Annotated in this window: 16 protein-coding genes; 4 read left to right on the top strand and 12 right to left on the bottom strand. The window is 54.0% G+C overall.

Annotated elements, in window-relative coordinates; all coding sequences use genetic code 11:
• Window positions 1-158: 158 nt before the first annotated feature.
• The 8 genes from aspS to J7I43_RS25085 form a co-directional block, all read right to left on the bottom strand.
• Window positions 159-1907 carry an aspartate--tRNA ligase gene (gene aspS, locus J7I43_RS14545; RefSeq protein WP_209146408.1) on the bottom strand — a complete coding sequence of 583 codons (1749 nt, stop codon included), beginning with the start codon at window positions 1905-1907 and terminating at the stop codon, window positions 159-161.
• 63 nt (window positions 1908-1970) lie between these two features.
• A complete protein-coding gene (locus tag J7I43_RS14540; RefSeq protein ID WP_209146407.1) occupies window positions 1971-2996 on the bottom strand; it encodes an NAD(P)/FAD-dependent oxidoreductase in 1026 nt (341 codons plus the stop codon).
• A gap of 93 nt (window positions 2997-3089) precedes the next feature.
• Window positions 3090-3971 carry a succinate--CoA ligase subunit alpha gene (gene sucD / locus J7I43_RS14535; protein WP_209146406.1) on the bottom strand — a complete coding sequence of 294 codons (882 nt, stop codon included), beginning with the start codon at window positions 3969-3971 and terminating at the stop codon, window positions 3090-3092.
• 98 nt (window positions 3972-4069) lie between these two features.
• Entirely contained in the window at window positions 4070-4882 is an 813-nt protein-coding gene (locus J7I43_RS14530; protein WP_209146405.1) for an ABC transporter ATP-binding protein, read from the bottom strand.
• Window positions 4883-4904: 22 nt separating this feature from the next.
• A complete protein-coding gene (locus tag J7I43_RS14525; RefSeq protein WP_209146404.1) occupies window positions 4905-5648 on the bottom strand; it encodes an MlaE family ABC transporter permease in 744 nt (247 codons plus the stop codon).
• Window positions 5649-5688: 40 nt separating this feature from the next.
• Window positions 5689-6720, bottom strand: coding sequence for a hypothetical protein (locus J7I43_RS14520; protein WP_209146403.1), 1032 nt, complete (start codon window positions 6718-6720; stop codon window positions 5689-5691).
• A gap of 80 nt (window positions 6721-6800) precedes the next feature.
• Complete coding sequence (locus J7I43_RS14515; protein WP_209146402.1) at window positions 6801-7259, bottom strand: DUF2059 domain-containing protein; 459 nt, start codon at window positions 7257-7259, stop codon at window positions 6801-6803.
• Window positions 7260-7346: 87 nt separating this feature from the next.
• On the bottom strand, window positions 7347-9653 hold the full coding sequence (locus J7I43_RS25085; RefSeq protein WP_209146401.1) for an NADP-dependent malic enzyme: 2307 nt from the start codon (window positions 9651-9653) through the stop codon (window positions 7347-7349).
• A 115-nt stretch (window positions 9654-9768) separates the two neighbouring features.
• On the opposite strand from J7I43_RS25085, the gene J7I43_RS14505 reads away from it, so the two are divergent.
• On the top strand, window positions 9769-10218 hold the full coding sequence (locus J7I43_RS14505; protein ID WP_209146400.1) for a DUF4293 domain-containing protein: 450 nt from the start codon (window positions 9769-9771) through the stop codon (window positions 10216-10218).
• A 54-nt stretch (window positions 10219-10272) separates the two neighbouring features.
• Here J7I43_RS14505 and J7I43_RS14500 read toward each other — a convergent pair whose 3' ends face one another.
• Window positions 10273-11010 carry a sulfite exporter TauE/SafE family protein gene (locus J7I43_RS14500; RefSeq protein ID WP_209146399.1) on the bottom strand — a complete coding sequence of 246 codons (738 nt, stop codon included), beginning with the start codon at window positions 11008-11010 and terminating at the stop codon, window positions 10273-10275.
• Entirely contained in the window at window positions 11010-13814 is a 2805-nt protein-coding gene (gene uvrA, locus J7I43_RS14495; RefSeq protein ID WP_209146398.1) for an excinuclease ABC subunit UvrA, read from the bottom strand. The genes J7I43_RS14500 and uvrA overlap by 1 nt, the downstream gene beginning before the upstream one ends.
• A gap of 280 nt (window positions 13815-14094) precedes the next feature.
• Between uvrA and J7I43_RS14490 the strand changes: the two genes are divergently transcribed.
• Window positions 14095-14676: an RNA polymerase sigma factor gene (locus tag J7I43_RS14490; RefSeq protein ID WP_209146397.1), complete on the top strand. Its 582-nt coding sequence runs from the start codon at window positions 14095-14097 to the stop codon at window positions 14674-14676.
• Between the two features lie 46 nt (window positions 14677-14722).
• Here J7I43_RS14490 and J7I43_RS14485 read toward each other — a convergent pair whose 3' ends face one another.
• Both J7I43_RS14485 and J7I43_RS14480 read right to left on the bottom strand, forming a co-directional pair.
• Window positions 14723-15646 (bottom strand): DMT family transporter, encoded by a 924-nt coding sequence (locus tag J7I43_RS14485; RefSeq protein WP_209146396.1) that lies wholly within the window; start codon window positions 15644-15646, stop codon window positions 14723-14725.
• A 2-nt stretch (window positions 15647-15648) separates the two neighbouring features.
• Window positions 15649-16848, bottom strand: coding sequence for a thiolase family protein (locus J7I43_RS14480; RefSeq protein ID WP_209146395.1), 1200 nt, complete (start codon window positions 16846-16848; stop codon window positions 15649-15651).
• A gap of 99 nt (window positions 16849-16947) precedes the next feature.
• On the opposite strand from J7I43_RS14480, the gene rlmN reads away from it, so the two are divergent.
• Together rlmN and J7I43_RS14470 are read left to right on the top strand one after the other, a co-directional pair.
• Window positions 16948-17994, top strand: a complete 1047-nt coding sequence (gene rlmN / locus J7I43_RS14475) for a 23S rRNA (adenine(2503)-C(2))-methyltransferase RlmN (protein WP_209146394.1) — start codon at window positions 16948-16950, stop codon at window positions 17992-17994.
• Window positions 17995-18036: 42 nt separating this feature from the next.
• A complete protein-coding gene (locus tag J7I43_RS14470; protein WP_209146393.1) occupies window positions 18037-19383 on the top strand; it encodes a pseudouridine synthase in 1347 nt (448 codons plus the stop codon).
• Window positions 19384-19394 lie beyond the last annotated feature (11 nt).

The raw sequence follows: 19394 nt of genomic DNA, 5'->3' as shown, positions 1-19394 counted from the left end.
GCCTTAGCTGATTCCATCCCTTTCAGTACACGGCGTACTACCACCAACTTCTCCTCAAAACTGAACTTTGTTCGTCTATCCATAAAAAATGCCCCCTAAAAGTGTCCAACTTTTTGGGGGCACTACAAACAGGCGACTTTTTTTATCGTTTTTCCGGCTTATTTCAACAGGGAAAGTTTCAGTTCGTCCAGCTGCGGCTGGTCTATTTCGCTCGGTGCATCCAGCATCACGTCGCGGCCGGAGTTGTTCTTCGGGAACGCGATGAAGTCGCGGATGGTTTCGCTGCCGCCCAGCAGGGAGCAGAAACGGTCGAAACCGAAAGCGATGCCGCCGTGCGGAGGCGCGCCGTATTCGAATGCGCCCAGCAGGAAGCCGAATTTATGCGCGGCTTCTTCTTTGCTCATGCCGAGTGCGGAGAACATTTTCTCCTGCAGGTCGCGCTGGAAGATACGGATGGAACCACCGCCGATCTCGGTGCCGTTCAGCACGATGTCGTACGCGTTGGCTTTAATCTGGCCGTATTTCGATAGGTCGTCCATCAGGTGGATGTGCTCGGGCTTCGGCGCGGTGAAAGGATGGTGACGGGCCACCCAGCGGTTGTCTTCCTCCGCGTATTCGAACAGCGGGAAATCGATCACCCACAGGGGTTTGTACACGTCTTTATTACGAAGGCCGAGGCGCTCGCCCATTTCGAGGCGAAGTTCGCTCATGGCTTTGCGGGTGCGCTCTTCTTTACCGGCCAGGATCAGGATAAGGTCGCCCGGTTTGGCCTGGCACTGGTCCGCGAAAAGTTGCAGTCCCCTTTCGTTGAAGAACTTGTCCACAGAGCTTTTCAGCGAGCCGTCCGTATTGTATTTGATGTACACCAGGCCGTTCATGCCGATCTGCGGGCGTTTCACCCATTCGGTAAGCTCGTCCAGCTGTTTACGGGTATATTCGGAACAACCTGAAGCATTGATACCTACTACCAGTTCCGCATCGTCGAATACTTTGAAACCGTTGCCACGGGCGGTTTCGTCGAAGTCTACGAGTTTCATTTCAAAACGGATGTCCGGCTTGTCGTTACCGTAATATTTCATCGCATCGTCCCAGGTCATGCGGGGGAACGGCTCGTGAAACTCGATGCCTTTGATCTCGCGGAACACGTGTTTGGTCATTTCCTCGAAATTGGACAGGATGTCTTCCTGGTCCACGAAGCTCATTTCACAATCGATCTGCGTGAACTCGGGCTGGCGGTCGGCGCGGAGGTCTTCGTCGCGGAAACATTTCACGATCTGGTAATAACGGTCGTAGCCGCTTACCATCAGCAGTTGTTTGAACGTTTGCGGCGATTGCGGCAGCGCGTAGAACTGGTTGGGGTTCATTCGGCTGGGCACCACGAAGTCGCGGGCGCCTTCCGGCGTGGACTTGATGAGCACCGGCGTTTCTATATCCATAAACCCGCGGCTGTCAAGGAAATTCCGCACGGAGCGGTTCACCCTGTAGCGGAGGTCGAGGTTTTGTTTTACGATGTTGCGGCGAAGGTCGAGGTAACGGTATTTCATGCGCAGTTCATCGCCGCCGTCCGTTTCGTCCTGGATGGTGAAAGGCGGTGTTTTGGAACCGTTGAGCACGATAAATTCCGAAGCGGTTATTTCAATATCGCCGGTAGGGATGTTGCTGTTTTTGGCGGTACGTTCGGTAACGGTACCTTTCACCTGGATAACGAACTCGCGGCCAAGCGGCTGAGCATCCAGCTGGGCATTGAGCGATTCACCCAGCAGCAGCTGCGTGATGCCGTAGCGGTCGCGCAGGTCAACAAATGTGATACTTCCAAACTTGCGGACGGTTTGCACCCATCCCGCCAGCGTCACCGGCTGGCCTACATGCTCCATGCGCAATTCTCCACATGTGTGCGATCTGTACATTGTATACTATGCTTTTCTGTATTGATAAAGGAGGTCAAAGATAAGCTTTGGAAGGCTGAAAATCTACCTCAAGGCATTAAAATACCGTTTAATATCTATTTCCGGCGGCAGCGGGGCTTTTTGCAGCAGGTTTTTCACCAAAACGTCCGCCGCCCACGGCGCGAGGGAACAGCCTTTCGAGCCCATCCCGTTGAAAATGCCCACCTGCGGAAAACGCGGATGCAAACCGGCCATGGGCCTTCTGTCCGGCCCGGACGGGCGGATGGCGGCGAGATGGTCCAGCACCTGGTAATCCGTTTTCAGCAACTGCCGCAGCTGGTTTTCCAGCGTTTCGCGGGCGGGCGCCGTGGGCGCGGCATCGGCGTAATCCCAGGAAAATGTGGCCCCGGCCCAATACCGTTCGTTGTCCAGCGGTACGAGGGTGATGCTTTTTTTGATGATGTCCGTCGTCTCGAAAGGCAGTGCTACGATCAGCGCTTCGCCTTTGTTGGGGAGGAACTTCAGCTTGCCAAACCAGGGGTTCCGCGGGCTTTCCACGCCTTCGCAGAAAATGACGGCTTTGGCGCGGAGGTTTTCATATTCCACGCCTTCTTCCTTCAGCACCAGTTTTTCCGTATCAAAATGTTCCGTGCGTACATCGGCGGTCTTGCGCCAGGCGGGCAGCAACGCGCCCAGCTGCACATTGGCCCCTTTTACGATGCCCGCCCCGAAAGGCTGCTGCAGTTCTTCCGCGTAGCGTATTTCCCGCGGCTGTTGCGAATACGGCGTGGGGCAGGCGGCGAAAGCATCGCGCATTTGCGCGGAGGGCCAAACGTTCCAGATGTCCCTTTCGTGGAAACAGCTGATCTGCAAGGCGTTTTCCATGGCGCGGTACGTTTTTCCGGCAAACGGGTAGATCATATCGTATAACCATGCCGTTTCAAACCTGCGGCCAGACACGGGATTGATGATCCCGGCCGCGGTGCGGGAAGCGCTGGCGGGACGGGCGTCGTCGAACACCAGCACCTGCTGCCCGGCCTGCTGCAGGAACCAGCCAAGCATAGTGCCGGCAATGCCCTGGCCTACAAGTATGTAATCGTATTGCTGCATAAAATACCCATAAACTTACCCAATTAGCCCGTCTTACAAAAAAGCCCCGCTGCCAATGCAACGGGGCTTCGTATATTTTCACCGCCTGGTGAATCAGGCGGGTACGCCTTTCAGCACTTCTGCCATTTTCTTTCCGATGTCTGCCGGGCTGTCTACCACGTGAACGCCGCAGGCGCGCATGATCTTCATTTTAGCGGCAGCGGTATCGTCCGCACCTCCGATGATGGCGCCGGCGTGGCCCATACGGCGGCCTGCGGGCGCGGTTTGGCCGGCAATGAAGCCTACCACGGGTTTGCGCGGGTTTGCCTTGATCCATTCCGCAGCTTCAGCTTCCATGCTGCCGCCGATCTCGCCGATCATAATGATGGCGTCGGTTTCGGGATCGTTCATCAGCAATTCCACCGCTTCTTTGGTGGGGGTGCCAATGATCGGGTCGCCGCCGATACCGATGGCGGTAGATACGCCCAGGCCGGCTTTCACCACCTGGTCTGCCGCTTCGTAAGTAAGCGTGCCGGATTTGGACACGATGCCTACACGGCCTTTTTTGAAGATGAAGCCGGGCATGATGCCTACTTTAGCTTCTTCCGCGGTGATCACACCCGGACAGTTCGGGCCGATCAGGCGGGTATTATGATTTACCAGGTAATTCTTGGCTTTCACCATGTCCTGTACCGGGATGCCTTCTGTGATACAAACCACCAGCGCAATGCCGGCATCGGCGGCTTCCATGATCGCGTCAGCGGCGAATGCCGGCGGCACGAAAATGATGGATACATTCGCGCCCGTCGCTTTTACAGCGTCAGCCACGGTATTGAATACCGGGCGGTCCAGGTGGCTGCTGCCGCCTTTGCCGGGGGTCACGCCACCTACCACGTTGGTGCCGTACTCAATCATTTGTGTGGCATGGAAAGTACCTTCAGTTCCGGTAAATCCCTGCACGATCACTTTACTATGCTTATTTACTAAAACACTCATCGCGCTTGATTTAATTAATTTTTTTACGTTAAGTGGGGCAAAAATAACGGATAAGGGCGAAAAAGAAAAGGAAAGGCCATTTAGTTGAAGAATATTAACTATTTGTTGCCGCCGCCGGCCTGTTTGGCCCGCCAGTTTTTGTCGCGGAATATCTCCATCTTCCGCATCTCCTTGATGTCCTGGAAAAACTCGGACGCGAAAATGAAGTCGTTCAGCAGTTTGTCTTCGCTGAAAATGATGTCTTCATTGCTGCCTTCCCACTGTTTTTTGCCCTGGTGCATGTAAATGATGTGGTCGCCGGATTCCATCACGGTGTTCATATCGTGGGTGTTCACCACGGTAGTGATGTTGTATTCCACGGTAATGTCCTTGATGAGCTTGTCGATAATGAGGGAGGTTTGCGGGTCGAGGCCGGAGTTGGGCTCGTCCACAAAAAGGTATTTCGGGTTCAGCACGATGGCGCGGGCGATGCCTACACGCTTTTTCATCCCGCCGGAGATCTCGGCGGGGAATTTTTTATTGGCGTCTTTCAGTTCAACGCGGTCCAGGCATTCCTGCATCCGCTTGCGGCGCTCTTTATAACTCATGGTGGAGAACATGTCCAGCGGGAACATGACGTTCTGCTCCACGGTCATGCTGTCGAACAGGGCGGAGCCCTGGAACAGCATGCCGATCTCCTGCCGGATGGGTTTCTTTTCCACATCGTCCATCGCGGTAAAATCCTGCCCGTTGTACAGCACCGTACCGCTGTCTACCTTGATCAGCCCCACCATGCACTTCATCAGCACGGTCTTTCCGCTGCCGCTGGCGCCGATGATGAGGTTGGTTTTCCCCGGCTCCATGTTGGCGGACACATCTTTAAGTATTTCCTTGTCTCCAAAGCTTTTCCGGATGTTTTTCAATTCTATCATCTCTTCGTGTCTTGTGGGTTTATTAAAGCAACAGTGCAGCCAGCGCGTAGTCTGCAAACAATATCAGCACGCAGCTCACCACCACGGCGGTAGTGCTCGCGCGCCCGATCTCCAGCGCGCCGCCGGTCACGTTATACCCGTAATAAGCCGGTATGCTGGAAATGATGAAGGAATACGTGTAGGCCTTGCTCAGCGCGAAAAACACGTTATAGCCGTCGAACGAGGCCCTGAGGCCCTGCATGAACTGTTCATGGGAAATGATGCCGCTCATTTTGCCCGCTTCCAGCCCGCCGAAAATGCCCAGGAACGCGGCGATGATCACCAGCGCGGGGATCGTGATGATGGCGGCCAGTATTTTCGGGCCGATCAAATAAGCCTTGGTATTGATGCCCATGATCTCCTGGGCGTCTATCTGCTCGGAAATACGCATGTTCCCCAACTCCGACGCTATTTTGGAACCAACCACCCCGCCCAGTACGATACACACCATGGTGGGCGCCAGCTCGAGTATCAGCGTGTCTCTCACTACCTGCGCGATGGTGGATTTGGGAATGAAGCCGCTTACCAGCTGGTAAGCCGTTTGAACCGTGGTTACCGCCCCGAGGAACAGGGAGATGATCACCACGATGCCCAGGGAGCCAAACCCTATGTCCACACACTGTTTCATAAATTCCTTCCAATACATCCGCATGTTCTCCGGGCGGCTGAACATTCCTTTCAACATCAGCAGGTACCTGCCGAAATGATAAAAAAATCTGAACTCCATAACTTGTCAAAGATACTGGGAAAAACAATTTGAATGCTATTTATCGGAGACTGCCCACCAGCAGCCGTTTCAGGCTCCGCTCGATAATTTCGCCCATCGTATTGCAACGGGCGAACACCGCGTCGTGGTAATGCTGGGCCAGCTCTTCGCCCAGCTGCCGGATCTTACCGGGGAAGGATACACGGTCCGTCATGATCACGTCGCGCAGGTCTTTGATGCGATGCCGCTGCACTTTGATGCGCCGCGCGATCAGCGAACGTTCTTCCTGCTGGTATTGTTTCACCACTTCCGCGTTCAGGTGTTTCATGGCCAGCTCTACGAACACGCGGTTTTCTTTGAAGAACTGCGGCATGTACAGCGTTTTTTTGCCTTCATAAAACTGCTGGTCGAAATCGATCGCGCGGATGCGGAACTGCACGTCGTCGAAGTCTGGAGTGATGTCGAAGATGAAGTTGTACGACCGCATGTCTCCCAGCAGGCGCACAAAACAGCGCTCGTTGAATTTCACGAATTCTTTGGCGATACGTTTCGGGTTGAACTCGGGCCGGTCGAGATAATCTTTGGCGAACTGGTCGCCGGGCACGCCGGCAATGTGCTCTTCCACCAGCGTGTTGCCGTCTACCAGGAAGTTCATCCAGTACGGGCTGAGGATATGCTCCAGCTCCAGCCCGTAAATGCGCGATGCGTCGGCTATCTTGATGTAAAAATAATCGTATACCTCGTTGTAATTGTTCACGATCTTGATGCGGAAAGGGTGACTGTTGCCGAAAGTACAATAGTCGATCCGCTCGATGTGCAGGTGCTCTTCGGCCGCTTGGTCGCCGCCGGCTTTCAGGATGGAATAAATGCGTTTGAGCCCGGCATGAATGGGGCCTACCATGCTTTGTGGGTACATCACCGATTCCCAGAGCGTGTCTTTGCCCAGCTTGTCGTACACGGGAATGCCGTAGTCGTAATATTTCAGCTCCTCGTAGCTGAGCGGCAGCTTTACTTCCCGTTCGTACAGCTTCAGGTAGTTCCTGAAAGCGGGGTTCAGCGGGAAAAATATTTTTTTTCGGGAGATGGATTGCATCCCGAAATTTACGAATTATCCGCTTGCACAATAAAGAAAAACCGCCCCGGAAGCGTCCGGGCGGTTTTTAATCTCCCGGACTACAACGGCGCTCCCTCCTTTTTGAGATCTATGCCTTCGGCCTTTAGCCTTTCAACCACCCGCTTGCCCAGCTTTTCGCCGTACTGCTGACCGATCTTGTAACATTCCTGCGTAACCAGCGGCAGCTTGCTAACCATTTTCCGGCCCAGCTCCGATCTGTAAAACGCGATCAACCCGTCCACATCCGCGGCGGTGAAATGTTGCTGGTAGACGGGTATCACCATATTTTCCATTTCATCCACGTCCACTTCTTTCATAAAATCCTGCCAGAACGTGGAATCCACGTGCGGGGCGAGTTTCCGGAACTCCACGATCATGTTGTTCATCATCTGGATGCCTAAATTGGCGGCGCCGGTGAGCTGCATCAGCTCTTTCACTTTTTCGGGCGTCGGGCGCGTTTGAGAGAAAACTGCCTGCGCAAGGAAAAGGCAGGCCAACATGGTTACTATTTTTTTCATTTTTCAGTAGGTATATTTGGTTACGGGTGTAAAATACGAATGGCGCGGGATTCCGCACCATCGTTAACCGTAATTTTACAATATTCCCTATTTTTTCTTCCCATTCTTCGTTTCCGCTTCCCTGCGGCATTTCGTTTGTGCGTCTACGACCGCTATCAGCACTACGTTCACGATCTGCCTTACGGTAGAGCCCAATTGCAGGATATGCACGGGTTTTTTCATGCCGAGCAGGATGGGGCCGATGGCGTCGAAACCGGCCACTTCCTGCAACAGGTTATACGCCACGTTGCCTGCGGCGAGGTTGGGGAAGATGAGCGTGTTCACGTCTTCGCCGATCAGTTCGGAGAAAGGATAATTGTCTTTGAGAATTTCCTTGTTGAATGCCATCGCCGCCTGGATCTCGCCGTCTACGGTAAGCGCCGGGTCTTTTCTTTTCACGATCTCGCGTGCCTGGCTCATCATTTGCGCTTCGGGGGTTTGGCTGGAACCGAAGTTGGAATACGATACCATCGCGATCCTCGGCGTGATGTTGAACTGCCGTACTTCCTTGGCTACAAGCAAGGTGATGTCCGCCAGCTCTTCCGCGGTGGGATTGAGGTTCACGGTTGTGTCCGCCAGGAAAAGCGGGCCGCGTTTGGTGTTGATGATGTACATGCCGGCCACGCGTTTCGCCCCTTCTTCCATGCCGATCACCTGCAATGCGGGTCGGATGGTGTCAGGATATTTGCGGGTGAGACCGGAGATGAGCGCGTCCGCTTCTCCCGTTTCCACCATCATACAACCGAAATAGTTGCGCTCGCGCATGATCTTTTTCGCTTCGTAAAGGTTCATGCCTTTGCGCTGACGTTTTTTGAAGAACAATTCGCCGAAGTGATGGCGTTTGCTGGCCATTTCGTCGCTTTTCGGGTCGATGATCACCACGTCGTCTATCTCAATGCTGTTTTCGAGCATCAATTGACGGATGCGTTTTTCGTTACCGAGCAATATGGGGATGGCAATATTTTCGTCGCTTACGACCTGCGCGGATTTCAGGATCTTGATATTGTCCGCTTCCGCGAACACTACGCGGCGCGGGTCTTTGCGGGCTTTGGAGCCGATCACGCGGAACAGCTGGTTGTCCAGGCCGAGGCGGTTGTTGAGCACTACTTTGTAGGCATCCCAATCGGTGATGGGCGCATGCGCCACCCCGCTGTCCATGGCGGCTTTTGCCACGGCAGGCGCTACGGTGCTGAGCAGGCGCGGGTCCAGCGGTTTCGGGATAATATAGTTGGGGCCGAACACGAGGTTGCGCTCGTTATAGGCCAGGTTCACAATGTCCGGCACGGGCGATTTGGCGAGATCGGCCAAAGCATGAACGGCGGCGAGTTTCATGGCTTCGTTGATCTGCGTGGCGCGCACGTCGAGCGCGCCGCGGAAGATGTAGGGGAAACCCAGCACGTTGTTCACCTGGTTGGGATAGTCGGACCGGCCGGTGGCCATGATCACGTCTTTCCGGGAATTGATGGCGGTTTCGTACGCGATCTCCGGATCGGGATTTGCCATGGCGAACACAATGGGATTTTTCGCCATGCTTTTCACCATTTCTTCGGTTACCACGTTGCCTACGGAAAGCCCCACGAATACGTCCGCACCTTTGATTGCTTCGGACAGGGTGGTTACTTTGGAAGCAGTGGCGAACACCAGTTTCATGTCGTCGAGATCGGTGCGCTGGCGGTTGAGCACGCCGTCTTTATCGAACATGATGAAGTTCTCCGGTTTGGCGCCCAGCGAGACGTAGAGCCGTACGCAGGCCATGGCGGCGGCGCCCGCGCCGTTCACCACGAACTTCACTTTTTCTATTTTCTTTTTCACCAGCTCCAGCGCATTCAGCAATGCCGCGCTGGAAATGATGGCGGTGCCGTGCTGGTCGTCATGCATCACGGGGATCTTCAGTTCTTTTCTCAGCCGTTCTTCAATAGCAAAACATTCCGGGCTTTTGATGTCTTCCAGGTTGATACCGCCGAAAGTCGGTTCCATGGCTTTCACCACGCGAACAAACTCGTCTACGTTCCGCGTATTCAGTTCAATATCAAACACATCGATGTCCGCAAAAATTTTGAACAGTACGCCTTTCCCTTCCATCACGGGTTTGCCGGCTTCGGGGCCGATGTCTCCCAGGCCGAGCACGGCGGTGCCGTTGCTTATCACGGCAACGAGGTTACCTTTGGCGGTATATTTATAAACATTTTCAACATCTGCGGCTATTTCCTTACAGGGCTCCGCGACGCCGGGAGAATAGGCGAGGGAAAGGTCCCACTGGGTTTTGGTGTCTTTCGTAGGTATAACTTCGATCTTGCCGGGCCTGCCCATCGCGTGATAATCGAGGGCGTCCTGCTTGTTCAGTTTCTTAGCCATATAAGATTGTTATTGGGCGTGCAATATACGAAGTATCGGAGGAACGGGGCCCAGTCCGTTCGTGCAGGTTCACAATAATTATTTACTTTTACGCTGTTAAACATACGCAAATATCATGATACAACGCATCCAAAGCCTTTTTCTGCTGCTTGCCGCCATCGCGGGGGGCGTAATGGGAAGTTTCGATCTCTGGAAAGCTACCTATGTTAAAGGAGCAACCGCCGCAGTGGAAATTTTCAACGCCGCTTCCAGTTATCTGATATTCACGGTATTGATGCTCAGCACCATCCTGAGCCTGGTCACCATTTTCCTCTACAAAAAACGCAAGCTGCAGTTCAGGCTTACCGTGCTGAACATCCTGCTCTCCATTGGCATCCTGGTGCTGATCTACCTCGGCGTGCAGAACACGGCCAACAAACTCGTAGAGAACGGCGCCTCCAACCTGCGCGCCAATTACCTGCTGCCGGCATTTCTCCCCGTGGTAATGACCGTCTGCCTGTTCCTGGCGGCAAGAGGGATCTATAAAGACGAAAAACTTATCAAAAGCCTTGACCGACTGAGATAGGCGTTTCATTAAACGATATTCAAAAAAGGTAAGCCCCGCGCGGGTTTGCCTTTTTTATTGCACGAAAGTATCCGCCACTAAAATGATCCCGATCAGGATCAAACCCCAGTAAACATATTTGAAGAACGAATCGTCTTTTAACCGGTGATTAAAATATCGCCCCAGGAATATCGCCGGTACTGTAACCGGCAACGAATACAGGAAATACTTCCAGACTTCGGCGGTTAAAAGCCCTTTCGCAAAATACCCGATGATGCCGATAAGGCTCGCCGGCAAAAAATAGGCCTGCAACGTAGCCCGGAAATGTTTTGCGCTCCATCGCCTCATATTGCCATACACCACCAGGGGAGGGCCATTGATGCCATAAGCGCCGCCGAAGACCCCCGATGCGAAACCGCATATGAAAAGCCAGAACATGTTGTCTTTCGGAAGACTGATCTTGCTTTTTCCCAATAAGGAATACAGGGAGTAAAAGATCAAAAGTGTCCCCAGCCCGATCTTCACCCAAAATTCGTTCGCGTACAGCAGGATTACGATCCCCAGCGGAATCCCGGGAAGCGCGAACAGGATCAGCCATTTGGCGCTGCTCAGGTGGATCTTTTTATGGTCCTGTACCACAACCACCAAAGCGATAAAAACCGATAACAGCACGGAGAGCGGAACGGCAATATCGATCGGGAGAAAGAAGATCAGCAGGGGAACTGCGATCAACGCTTCCCCGAACCCAAAGGTCGATCGTATCACGGTAGCGAGAAAGGTGATGGCCAGCACGGCGATCGTTGCATAGTCCATCACAAAAATTTCCCGGTATAACTTTCCTTTACTTTTTTCATGCCTTCCGGAACACCCGCGTACAGCAGGTTTCCGCCGCCTTCGCCGCCTTCCGGCCCCAGATCTATCGCCCAGTCTGCGCTGCGGATCACGTCGAGGTTATGCTCGATCACCAGCACGCTGTGGCCCTGTTCGATCAGTGCGTTGAAACTCGCCAGTAGTTTGCGGATATCGTGAAAATGAAGCCCCGTGGTCGGTTCGTCGAATATGAACAGGATATGTCCCTGCGCTTTGCCTTTGCCGAGGAAACTCGCGAGTTTCACACGCTGGGCCTCGCCGCCGGAAAGCGTGTCCGAGCTTTGGCCCAGTTTCACGTAACCGAGCCCCACGTCGCTGAGCGGGCGGATCTTCGACACTACGTCTTTTTCATCTTTGAAAAATTCGATCGCTTCGTCTACGCCCATTTCGAGCACGTCGTAAATATTTTTGCCCTTGTACTGCACTTCGAGCACCTCTTCTTTAAAACGTTTGCCGCCGCAGGTTTCGCAGGTAAGATGCACGTCTGCGAGGAACTGCATTTCCACGATCACTTCGCCTTCTCCCTTGCAGGTGTCGCAGCGGCCGCCGTCTACGTTGAAAGAAAAATGTTTGGGCTGGAAACCCCGCATTTTTGACAGCGGCTGTTTGGCGTACAGGTCGCGGATCTCGTCGTAGGCTTTGATATAGGTCACCGGGTTGGAGCGCGAGCTTTTGCCGATCGGGTTCTGGTCTATCATTTCGATCTGGGTGATATGGTCCATATCGCCTTTCATCGCGCGGTGATTGCCTACACGGTCGGTAAATTCGCCCTTCAGCTTCATCAGCGCCGGGTAAAGTATTTGTTTGACGAGGGTGGTTTTCCCCGAGCCGGATACGCCGGTTACCACGCAAAGCACGCCCAGCGGAAATTCCACGTCGATGTTCTTCAGGTTATGCTGGCGGCAGCCTTCCAGTTTGATGGAGCGTTTCCACTTGCGCAGGTGCGCCGGCGGATCGATGCGCAGATGGCCGCTGAGATATTTACCGGTGAGGCTTTTGCCGTCTTTTAATATTTCAGGGTAAGTGCCTTCGAAGATCACTTCGCCGCCGAGATGACTGGCCAGCGGCCCCATGTCGATGATGTAATCGGCTTTTTCCATCAGCTGCTCGTCGTGCTCCACTACTACTACGGTATTGCCGAGGTCGCGCAGCTCGTGCAGCACGCGGATGAGGCGGTGCGTGTCGCGGGCGTGCAGGCCGATGCTCGGCTCGTCGAGGATGTACAGCGAGTTGGTGAGGTTGCTGCCCAGCGTACGGGTAAGCTGGATGCGCTGGCTTTCGCCGCCGCTGAGGGTGTTCGCCACGCGGTTCAGCGTGAGATAGCCCAAACCTACGTCCAGCAAGGTTTTCACGCGGTGATGCACTTCTACGAGGATACGTTTGGACACCTGCTGCTGGTATTCGTTCAGCTCCAGCCCGTCGAACCATACTTTCAGCTTCTCCACCGGCAGGTCAACGAGCTCTGCAATGCTGGCATCTCCCACTTTCACGTACAGCGCCTCTTTGCGCAAACGCGCGCCGTTGCAGGTGGGGCAGATGGTGCGGCCGCGGTAACGGGCCTGCAGCACGCGGTACTGCACTTTGTACAGGTTCTGCTCCACCATTTTGAAGAACTCGTTCAGGCCGTAGAAATGCTCGTTGCCCGTCCAGAGCAGCTTTACCTGCTCATCTGTAAGCTCCGCGATGGGTTTGTGTATGGGAAAATTGAATTTCCTGGCGGCTTTCACCAGGGCTTCCTTGTATTCTCCCATCTTTTCGCCCCTCCAAGGCGCGATAGCGCCTTCGTACACGCTCAGCCGCTTGTCTGGCATTACCAGGTCCGCGTCTATGCCCAGCACCTGGCCGAAACCCTCGCAGGTCGGGCAGGCGCCGTAGGGGTTGTTGAAGGAAAAAAGATTCGGCACCGGTTCTTCAAACTGGATGCCGTCCAGCTCGAAGCGGTTGGAAAAGGTCTGGGAAATTTTGCCGTCCACTTCCAGGATACAGTCGCCTTCGCTTTCGTAAAAGGCGGTCTGTACGGAATCCGCGATCCTGTGTTTATCGTCTTCCTCAAAATCTTTCACCACGATGCGGTCGATCAGCACATAGGTGGAAGCGGCTATTTTAGGGGATTTTTCTTCCAGAAGGTCTTCGATGCGCACCAGCGCGCCGTTCAGGTAAAGGCGTGAAAACCCTTTCTGCATCAGGATATTCAGCTCTTCGAGCGGTTTGCGGTTGGCGTGCTGGCGGAAAGGAACGAGGATCTGCACCTTGCTGCCGTGGGGCAGGCGGGCGATAAAGTCCACCACGTCCGCCACTTCATGTTTTTTGACCAGCTGGCCAGACACGGGGGAATACGTTCTTCCCGCCCGGGCGAACAACAGGCGCAGGTAGTCGTACAATTCGGTCATGGAGCCTACGGTAGACCGCGGGGTGCGGGTAACCACCTTCTGCTCGATGGCGATGGCCGGGCAAATGCCTTTGATGTAATCCACGTCCGGCTTGTTCATCCGCATGAGGAACTGGCGGGCGTAGGAGCTGAGGCTTTCCGCGTAGCGGCGCTGGCCTTCGGCGTAAAGGGTGTCCATGGTAAGGCTGGACTTGCCGGAACCGCTCACGCCGGTTACCACCACGAGTTTATTTCTGGGAATGGATACGCTGACATTCTTGAGATTATGCACCCTGGCACCTTTGATAAAGATATGGTCAGGCGAGCTAACTGGTTCACGTTCAACGGTAACTTCCTTGGATTTTACTTTTGCGCACATAGGATCACAAATTTAAGGATTCGGAGGCAGTCTGCCGGGGGCGAAATTTCCCGAAATCCGGAACGCCTTGCCCGTCGTACATCTTTCGCAGTAAAATTATCCGGTCGGTGTTGTTTTATTCAAACATTCCGTTATATTTGCAATAACCGACATCTTATACCTAGTCCCGGTTAAAGATTCATAACTTAAAAATTGTACATTATCGCTTAAACTTTACGCTACTGACAACCTACTGACTGTTAAGTCCGTACTATTTAATAACCGCTATTGGTAGACGTATATGCAAGTAATGTACAAAATGAACGATGAACAGCTGATCAACCTGTTCAAGAAGGGTCACTCTTCCGCTCTGGAAGAGTTGGTGTACCGCCATAAAGACAAATTATTCACCTCTATCGTATTGCTCGTAAAAGACACTTTTCTTGCAGAAGATATCTTCCAGGATACTTTCATCAAGATCATCGATACCATTCGTGCGGACCGGTACACCGAGAAAGGGAAATTCCTGCCATGGGCCATGCGTATCGCGCATAACCTGTGTGTGGACCATTTCCGGAAGATCAAACGTACGCCGATCATCAAAACCGGCGACGACAAAGACATTTTTAACGTGCTGAACTTCTCCGAGCCGAGCGCCGAAGAGAAGATGATGACCCGCCAGAGCCACGACAGCGTGCGCCGCATGCTGGACATGCTGCCTGGCGAACAGCGCGAAGTGATCATCCTGCGTCATTACGCGGAACTGAGTTTCAAAGAAATTGCCGACCTCACGAATGTGAGCATCAATACCGCATTGGGCCGTATGCGATATGGCCTGATCAATCTCCGGAAGATGATGACGGAGAAGCAGATTTGTTTGTGAATACCCTTTTTTGCTTGCCATGAACGGGCGGTGGGATGTTAGTGTTCTACCGCTCGTTTTTTATTGCCTTCTCCTTCCCTTTTTTACCGATCAGCAGTACACCCCCCAGCACCAGGGCGGTGCCCGCCAGTTGCGGCCAGGTGATGGGCTCGTCCAGGAAAATATAAGCCTGCACGATCGTAGCCACCGGCCCGATGCTGGTGATGATCGCCGTATTGCCCGAGCCGATCTTGCGGATGCCTTCACTGGTCAGGAATGTGGGGATCACGGTGGAAACGATCGCCATCTGGAAACACAGCCAGTACGTATGCCCGGAGAAATGCCGCACTTCCGTGCCGTGTTTCACGAAGTATTGCGTGAAAATGCCGATGGCGGCGAAACACAGCGCGTAGGCAGTAAACTTCATAGAGCCCACTTTGGGGATCACTTCGCCGCCGCCTACGATGTAAAACGCGTAGGTAACGGCGCAACCCAATACCAGCATGCTTCCCGTGATCACGCCGGGGTCCCACTGCTGCTGCACGTCCCCCGCAAAAGCCACCACCATGCCCGCATAAGCGATCAGCAGCGCGATCCACTGCGTACGGGAGATCTTTTTCCCAAAACCGACCGCGCCGATCAGCAATGCGAAAGTGGGGTAAAGAAAAAGAATGAGCCGTTCGAGCCCCGCGGAAATATAGGCCAGTCCCATGAAATCGAGCAAACTGCTGGCGTAATACCCGAGAAAGCCAAGTATGGCGATCCAGCCCCACTGGCGGACGGTGAGTTTTACGTTATCGCTGCGGCGGTAAAGCACGACGGCGGTAACGATATAAAAAGGCACGGCGAACATCATGCGCAGCGCCAGCATGGAAATGGCGTCTATGGCTTCTGTGCGGTAAACGAGCTTCACATAAATGGCTTTGGCGGAGAACATCATGGCGCCGATCAGCGCCATCGCAAAGCCGAGAGCATAGTTGGATCTTTTCATGGTTACACCTTCTCAAACACCATCGCCGCGCCCTGCCCCACGCCCACGCACATTGTAGCCAGGCCGTATTTTGCGCCCTGCCGGCGTTTCATTTCATGCATCAGCGTGGTGGTGATTCGCGCGCCGCTGCAGCCCAGCGGGTGACCGATGGAAATGGAGCCGCCGTTGAAGTTGATCTTCGCCGGGTCCAGCCCCAGCTCGCGGATGCAGGCCAGCGCCTGGGAGGCGAATGCCTCGTTCAGTTCGATCACGTCCAGGTCTGCTACGGAAATATCCGCTCTTTTGAGCGCTTTTACCGTGGACGGCACCGGCCCGATGCCCATGATGGCGGGGTCTACACCGGCTACCGCCATAGAGCGCACCATTGCTATCGGGTTGAGGTTGAAGCGTTTAAGGGCGGATTCAGACACGATCAGCAGCGCGGAGGCGCCGTCGTTGATGCCGGCGGAATTGCCGGCGGTCACAGAGCCGTCTTTTGCAAAGGCGGGGCGGAGACCGGCCAGTTTTTCGAGGGAAGTTTCGCGGGGGTGCTCGTCTTTGCTGAAAACCACCTGTTCTTCCTTATTGGGCGTGATTTCCACGGGAACGATCTCGTCCTGCCACTTGCCGGCTTCGAAGGCCTGTTTGTATTTCAGCTGGCTTTCGTAGGCAAATTTATCCTGGTCTTCGCGGCTGATCTTCCATTCGCGGGCTACGTTTTCGGCGGTTTCGCCCATGGAAAAGGGATAATAGATATCGGCGAGCTTCCGGTTGGTGAAGCGCCAGCCGATGGTGGAATCGTACATCTCCGTTTTGCGGCTGAAGGGGCCTTCGGCTTTCGGCATCACCAAAGGCGCGCGGGTCATGCTTTCCACGCCGCCGGCGATGTATACGTCGCCTTCGTTGCACATGATGGCGCGGGAAGCGTCCATAATAGCCTGGAGGCCCGATGCGCAGAGGCGGTTGACGGTATTGCCGGCTACCGATACGGGCAATCCTGCCAGCAGAACGGCCATACGGGCTACGTCGCGGTTATCTTCCCCGGCCTGGTTGGTGGCGCCGGCGATCACGTCTTCCACGGCAGCGGGGTCCAGCGAAGGGTTGCGCGTTAACAGGCTCCGGAGCATAAGCGCCAGCATATCGTCCGGCCGCACCGTGCTCAGTTTGCCGCCATAACGGCCTATCGGCGTTCTTACCGCATCGACTATATAAGCAGTTTGCATAACGTCAAAATTGTTAAAGTTGCGAATTTAGGGTAACTATCCGGTATTACGACCGGCCGGACCAATCTCAAATCCGAAATATGGACGTACCTTTGCGCGATGACGAGGAAGCAGAACATCAGGCACCTGAGCCTGGCACAAATCCAGGAAGTTTTTGAACAGATGGGCGAAAAGCCGTTCAGGGCCAAACAGGTCTATGAATGGCTGTGGCTGAAACAGGCCCCTGATTTCGAAAGCATGACCAATCTCAGCAAGCCCCTGCGGGCCGCGCTGGAAGAAAACTTCTCGTTCCCTTCCATCAAAATCGACGCTACCCAGCACAGTACGGACGGCACCATCAAAAGCCGCTTCCGCCTGCACGACGGCCACCTCGTGGAAGGCGTGCTGATACCGACCAGCACCCGCCAGACCGCCTGCGTGTCTTCCCAGGTAGGCTGCAGCCTCAGCTGCAAATTCTGCGCTACCGGCTTCATGGACAGGAAAAGGAACCTCGAATTCGACGAGATCTTCGACGAAGTGGCCCTGATCAACAAACAGGCCCTCGAATCTTCCGGGAAAAAACTCACCAATATCGTGTACATGGGCATGGGCGAGCCCCTGCTTAACTACCGTAACGTATTGAAATCCATAGAAAAGATCACGTCACCCGATGGCCTGGGCATGAGCCCCAAAAGGATCACCGTATCCACCGCGGGCGTAGCCAAAATGATCCAGCAGCTGGGAGACGACCAGGTGAAATTCAACCTCGCCCTGTCTCTCCACGCCGCCAACGACAAAAAACGCAGCCAGATCATGCCGATCAACGAAACCAACAACCTAAAGGTGCTGGTGGATTCGCTGAATTATTTTTACAAAGCCACGCAAAACGAAATATCTTTCGAATACATCCTTTTCAAAGATTTCAACGATTCGGAAAAAGATGCGGACGAACTGATCAAGATCTATCGCCAGGTGCCGGTAGATCTCGTGAACATCATCGAATACAACCCGATCGACCAGGCGCGTTTCCAGAAACCTTCGCCCGAAGCCACGGAAGCGTTTATGGAATACCTCGGCAAACACCGCGTGAACGCGCGCCTGCGCAGAAGCCGCGGTAAAGACATCGATGCCGCCTGCGGCCAGCTGGCAAATAAAGCAACTGTTTAAAATCGTATCTACTGCAGGAATGCAGCAACATAAACATACAGCATGAAAAAAAGCAGACCCGCTCCCCGTAAAGGGTTCACACCTTTCAAAGAAAACAGCACCGGTAAGCCCGGTGAAAAAAAATCCCGGGAAAGCCGCTTCGGCAGCGGGGACGATAAGCCCAAACGCAGCTTTGGCGATAGTGAAGACCTTCCCAAAAGGAAGTTCGAAGACCGTGAAGACCGCCCCAAACGCAGCTTTGGCGACAAAGAATTTAAACCGAAAAGAACTTTCGGCGACGGCGAAGACCGCCCGAAAAGGAAGTCCGAAGACCGCGAAGACCGCCCCAGGCGCAGTTTTGGCGATAAAGAATTTAAACCGAAAAGAACCTTCGGCGATGGAGAAGACCGCCCGAAAAGGAAGTTCGAAGACCGTGAAGAACGCCCCAAGCGCAGCTTCGGCGATAAAGAACTTAAACCGAAAAGAACTTTCGGCGACGGAGAAGAAAGCCCGAAAAGGAAATTTGAAGACCGCGGAAACAAAGAATTCAAGCCCAGGAAAAAAGAAAAGGAACAATTTGGCGACCGCCCGCGCAAAAGCGAGCGCAAAGCCGAAATACACGGCAAAAAGAAAGAGAAAAGCACGCGCAAACGCATCGTAAAAGAAACCGCTGCCAGCGAAACCGCCGACAGCAACGAGATGCCGCTGAACAAGTTCATTTCCCACTGCGGCATCTGCAGCCGCCGCAAAGCCGTGGACTACATCAAGGAAGGCAAGGTATTGGTGAACGGTGAAAAGATCATCGAGCCGGCGTTTAAAGTGACCGCGAAAGACGAGGTGAAACTCAACGACAAACGCATCTTCCTGCAAAAGAACCTCGTGTACGTGCTGCTCAACAAACCGAAAGGTTACATCACCACCACAGACGATCCCGAAGGCCGCCAGACCGTGATGGAACTGGTGGAAGACGCCATCGACGAAGAAAGGCTTTTCCCCGTCGGCCGCCTGGACCGCAACACCTCCGGCCTGCTGCTGCTCACCAACGATGGCGAGCTGGCGCAGAAACTGGCCCATCCGAAACACAACATCAAAAAGATCTACCACGTTGAGCTCGACAAACCGCTTACCAAAGCGGATTTCGAGAAGATCATCGCGGGCGTTACGCTGGAAGACGGCCTGGCGCTGGTAGACGCGCTTGGTTACGTAGACAGCAAGGATAAAAAACAGATCGGCATCGAGATTCACAGCGGCAAAAACCGCATCGTGCGCCGCATCTTCGAGCACCTGGAATACAAAGTGGAAAAACTCGACCGCGTGATGTACGCCGGTCTTACCAAAAAGAACGTCAACCGCGGCAAATGGCGCTTCCTGACCGAAAAGGAAGTGATCCTGCTCAAACATTTTAAATAACCGGCGGCGGC

The sequence above is a fragment of the Chitinophaga chungangae genome (assembly GCF_017742215.1).
Lineage (GTDB): Bacteria > Bacteroidota > Bacteroidia > Chitinophagales > Chitinophagaceae > Chitinophaga > Chitinophaga chungangae.
The sequence above is the reverse complement of the archived record's forward strand: the minus strand, read 5'-3'. Positions and strand labels throughout refer to the sequence as shown.